4 protein-coding genes are annotated in these 4,529 nt (G+C 68.9%); all 4 read right to left on the reverse strand.

The features are described from left to right. On the reverse strand, nt 1-1,501 hold a 1,501-nt coding region (locus FJY74_09320), incomplete at its 3' end, for a DEAD/DEAH box helicase (protein ID MBM3308511.1). 59 nt (nt 1,502-1,560) lie between these two features. Next, nucleotides 1,561-2,382 carry a DUF72 domain-containing protein gene (locus FJY74_09325; GenBank protein ID MBM3308512.1) on the reverse strand — a complete coding sequence of 274 codons (822 nt, stop codon included), beginning with the start codon at nt 2,380-2,382 and terminating at the stop codon, nt 1,561-1,563. A gap of 174 nt (nt 2,383-2,556) precedes the next feature. Next, on the reverse strand, nt 2,557-3,978 hold the full coding sequence (gene dinB / locus FJY74_09330; protein ID MBM3308513.1) for a DNA polymerase IV: 1,422 nt from the start codon (nt 3,976-3,978) through the stop codon (nt 2,557-2,559). Beyond that, nucleotides 3,968-4,529 (reverse strand): hypothetical protein (locus FJY74_09335; GenBank protein ID MBM3308514.1); only part of this gene is annotated, 562 nt, incomplete at its 5' end. The genes FJY74_09335 and dinB, both read right to left, overlap by 11 nt.

The raw sequence follows: 4,529 nt of genomic DNA on the forward strand, positions 1-4,529 counted from the left end.
AGATGGTCCTGAGGCTCACCGAGCGCGCGGGCTGCTCGGTGGACGACCAGTAGTACCGCCCGTCCAGCTCTTTCACCTCCTTGAACTCCTCGAGGAGGTCCACGATGGGCTCGGTCATCTCGCCGAACAGGCGCATGTCGGCGTCGAGCAGCGGAAGCTCGAACGCGGCGCACCGAAGGTGCTTGGCGAGGATGTAGCGGTTCGCGGGGTCGATGACCGCGTTCTCCGGCGTCTGCCGGAAGAAGTACTCGCCGTGCCGGACGAGGTACTGGTCAATGGGATCGTTGTAGCCGACGAGCACGGCGAGGGACTCGTCCGACGCGCGGCCCGCGCGCCCCGCCTGCTGCCAGGTGCTCGCGATGGTCCCCGGGAACCCCACGATGATGGCCGCGTCGAGGCTCCCGACGTCGATGCCCAGTTCGAGGGCGTTCGTGCTCGCGACGCCCATGAGCTCCCCGGAGAAGAGCTGCCGCTCGATCTCGCGTCGCTCCTCGGGCAGGTACCCGCCGCGGTAGGGCCTCACCTTCCGCGCGTACTCGGGCTTCATCCGCTCGAGCGTGTCCTTCGTGTAGCGGTAGATGAGCTCCGCCACGACGCGCGCGCGCCCGAACGCGATGGTCTGAAACCCACTGGCGATAAGCTCCGCCATGAGCCAGTGCCCCTCGACGTTCGAACTGCGGCGCTCCATCTTCGTGAGGTCGAGGAACGGCGGGTTCCACAGGACGAAGTACTTGGTGCCCCGCGGGCTGCCGTCGTTCTCAACGACCTCGAACGGGAGCCCGACGAGCCGCTCGGCCAGTTCCTTCGGGTTGGCGATGGTCGCGCTCGAGCAGATGAACTGCGGGCTCGCGCCGTAGTGCTCGCAGACGCGCCTCAGGCGCCGGATGACGTTCGCCACGTTCGAGCCGAAGATCCCGCGGTACGTGTGGATCTCGTCGATGACGACGAACGTGAGGTCCTTGAAGAACCGGTTCCACTTCGCGTGGTACGGGAGGATGCCGGCGTGCAGCATGTCGGGGTTCGAGAGGATCACGTTCCCCTCGTCGCGCAGTTTCCGCCGCGTGTGCCGCGTCGTGTCGCCGTCGTAGGTGCCCGTGCGCACGGCCTCGAGGAGCGCGGGGTCGAGCGCGGCCGGGCGCGTGAGGCTCTTCTGCTGGTCCTGCGCGAGCGCTTTCGTTGGGAAGAGGTAGAGGGCCTTCGCGTTCGGGTCTGCGAGGAGCGTCTCGAGCACCGGGATGTTGTAGCAGAGCGTCTTCCCCGACGCCGTCCCGGTCACGACGACGACGTTCTTGCCCTCCCGGATCGCCTCGATCGCGCTCACCTGGTGCGAGTAGAGCCGCTCGATGCCCGCCGCGGCGAGCGCGCCCGCGAGCACCGGCGCGACGGGGCGCGCGAGGTCGCCGAACCGCGCCTCGCGCGCGGGAATGACCTCGACGTGCGAGATCTGGTCGCCGTAGTAGCGGTCGTGCCGGATGTGCTCGAGGAAGTCGCGGATGGTCATCGCGCCGCCGCCATCGTCATGCCCCTCCTCGTCGCGCTGTGGCCCTCGCCCCTCCGACCTCATCGCGCCCCCAGCTCGCCGCCCAGGAGCTCCATCATGAGCTCGGCGTTCCGCGCGGCGTGCCCGGCGTGGCAGTTGTTGAAGAACGCGTACACCTTCTTCACCTTCTCCTCGAGCTTGTGCATCTTCTGCGTCCACTCGAGGAGTTCCTCGGGCTTGTAGTCGTAGTTGTACCGGTCGGCGCCGCTCTTCCCCCACCAGTCGCGCGCGTTCCGGCCGTGGAGGCGCGCGTACCCGATGTCGGTCGTCGCCACCGCGACGGGCGGCACGAGCCCCTGCAGGTGCGGCTCGTCCACCGAGCAGTACCCGATGTCGTGCTCGCGGAGGAACTCGAAGGTCGGCGCCTCGATCCACGAGTCGTGCCGGAACTCCACGAAGAGCGGATCTCCGGGGAACCGGTCGCGGAGCGCGGCCAGCCGGTCCTCGGCCCCCGACGACTTCTTGAACTGCCACGGGAACTGCGCGAGGTACCCGGCGAACTTGCCCGCCTCCTTGAGCGGCACGACCGACGCCGCGAAGTCCGCGTACATCGCAGGGTCGTCCTCGGCCTTGTGCGTCATGCCCTGGAAGAGCTTCACCATGAACTCGAACCCAGGCGGGGTCTTCGACTCCATGCGAGCGAACATGTCGGCCGTCGGGATGCGGTAGTGGCTCGAGTTGATCTCGACGACGTCGAAGTGCTTCACGTACTCGTCGAGCATGCGGTTCCGCGGCGTGCCCTCAGGATAGAACGTGCCCACCCAGTCCACGAAGCTGTAGCCCGAGGTGCCGATGCGGATCTTCCCCTCGGGGCCGAACCCGCGCGGGACGCGGTCCGGCACCGCGCGGCCGGGCTCCGGGCGCGATTCGGCGCCGGGTCGCGCATCGGCGGGGGCGCCGGGCCGGCCGGCGCGCGGCTCATCACGGCGCGGCAGGTCGTCGCCGAAGAGGTCCCCCTGGTTCCTGCTCGGGCGCCGCGGCCTTGCGCCTCGCTGTCCGGGCGTCGGCATCCGCCTCTACCTCCGCGAGTCCTCGAGGTCCTGGTGCCGCAGCATGTCGAACGGGCTCGACGAAAGCCCCGGCGGGAGCGGCACGGTGTCGAGCTGCGGCGCCGCGTCGTGCCAGCCCGCCACGACGGACGGGCGCTGCCCCTCGCCCACCCCCATCCTGAGGAACCTCGGCTCCGACACGCGCCGGCTCGCGGCCCACAGCCGCTCCTCGGTCGAGACGAGCCGCCCGCGCGTGATGGCGTGCTCGCCGAACTTGTCGCGGATCGCGTCGAGCGCGGCCAGGAGCTTCCTGTGCGAGTCCTCTTCCTTCTGGACGAAGAGGTCCACCTGGCACGTCTCGGGCACCCGCACGAGCCCCGAGCAACTGATGCCCACGAGCCGGATGGCACGCCCAGGCCGCCAGCACTCGTGCAGGAGCTCGCGGCCCGCGCGGTAGATGACCCTCTCCTCGTCCGTGTAGAACTTGATCTTCCGCTGCCGGCCGACCCTGTCGAAGTCCGAGAACCGGAGGCTCAGGGTGATGACGTTCCCGAGGTAGCCCTTCTTCCGCATCCGGCGCGCGACCTGGTCGGTGAGACGCAGGAGCACCTTCTCCGCCTCCATGATGTCCCAGGTGTCCGCGGGCAGCGTGTGCTCGTGCCCCATGGACTTGACCGGCATGCCCTCATAGTACGCCGTCACGGGCGTGTCGTCACGCCCCACGGCCATCATGTGGAGGATCTCCCCCATGATGCCGAACCGGCGGCGCAGCATCGCGACGGGGAACTCCGCCAGCTCGCCGATCGTGCTCACGCCCATGAGGCTCAAGGCGATGCCCGTCTTGTCCCCCACGCCCCAGAGGTCGGTCACCGGGCGCGCGCCGAAGGTGAGCGCGAACTCGCCCGGGTACACGATGGACATCCCGTCGGGCTTCTCAAGCCCGGAGCACATCTTCGACACGAGCTTGTTCGGGCCGACACCGACCGAGCAAGTGAGGTCGAACCGCTCGCGCACGCGCGCCTTGAGCGCGCGCGCGACCTCCTCGCAGTTCTCCCACGTGCAGGTGGTCCCGGTCATCTCGATGAACGCCTCGTCAATGCTGTACGGCTCGACGATGGTCGAGAACTCCTTGTAGATGCGAAGGAGCTCGAGCGAGACGTAGATGTACTGCCCCGGGTTCCCCTCGACCGCTACGAGGTGCGGGCAGCGCCGGAACGCCTCGGCCACGGGCATGCCCGAGCGGATGCCGTACTTGCGCGCCTCGTACGACACCGCGGCCGCGACGCTCCGCATCGTCGGCTTCCCGCAGACGATGACGGGCTTCCCGCGCAGCTTCGGCCGGCACATGATCTCGACCGACGCGAAGAACGCGTCCATGTCCACGTGGAAGACGAGCCGGTCGCCGGCCGGCGCGCCCGCGCTCGCGCGTTTGGGGTGTCTACCGAGCATGGACCCCTCGCCCCTTCGACGCCGGCTTCCGCGCCGTGGGCTTCCGCTTCGGCCTTGCCGCAGCCCCGCGCCTCCCCGCGCCCTTCCTCATCGCCTGGCACTTCGGGCAGATGAACGTCGCGTTGCTGCCCGTCCGTATCTTCACGATCTTCGTGCGGCACTTCGGGCACGGCTTCCCCGCGCTGTAGCCGATGATGATGTCCTCGCGCTGAAAGCCGCCGGGCTTCCCCGTGAGACCCTTCTCGTACCACGCGCCGCCCTTCCTGAGGCTCGGGAGGAGCCCGTCGCGGATGGCCTGCCAGAGCCCGTCCACCTCGGCCGCGGAGAGCGTGTCGAGCTTCCTCTGCGGGTGCAGGCGCGCCAGGAAGAGGATGTCGTGGACGTACGCGTTCCCGATGCCGGCGATCCTCTCCTGGTCGAGCAGGAACGACTTCACCGTGCCCTTCCGGCCGCGCACGAGTTCCCGGAACTGCGCCTTCGTCACGTCCACCACGTTCGGTCCGAGCTTCGCCGACATCGTGTGCTTGTCGAGCTTGCCGTCCGCGGCGTAG

It is taken from the genome of Candidatus Effluviviaceae Genus I sp., from assembly GCA_016867725.1.
In the GTDB taxonomy this organism is placed as follows: Bacteria; Joyebacterota; Joyebacteria; order Joyebacterales; family Joyebacteraceae; genus VGIX01.